We start from the raw sequence: 287 nt of genomic DNA on the forward strand, positions 1-287 counted from the left end.
TCTCGAGCCGTCTTTGATCTTCTTGTCGAGGATGACATAGGGCTTGAGGTAGAGCTTGTCGTCGCGCGGGTTGGCGGCAAGCGTGGTGCCACTGATCAGGTTCGCGCACACGAACGGGAAACTGGCGCCGGCCAGCACCTTGTCCAGGAAGGACAGGCCGTAGTTGAATTCGTGGTTGCCGAGCGTCGAGCATTCGTATCCGAGCAGGTTCATGCCCTTCATGATCGGATGCAGGTCGCCGTCCTTCATGCCCTTCTCATAGGCGACGTAGTCGCCCATCGGGTTGC

Annotated in this window: 1 pseudogene; it reads right to left on the reverse strand. The window is 59.2% G+C overall.

Annotated elements, in window-relative coordinates:
- Positions 1-287: pseudogene (locus EN851_RS35780) on the reverse strand (2',3'-cyclic-nucleotide 2'-phosphodiesterase); the annotation flags it as partial.

The organism is Mesorhizobium sp. M8A.F.Ca.ET.208.01.1.1, assembly GCF_004791315.1.
Classification (GTDB): Bacteria; Pseudomonadota; Alphaproteobacteria; order Rhizobiales; family Rhizobiaceae; genus Mesorhizobium.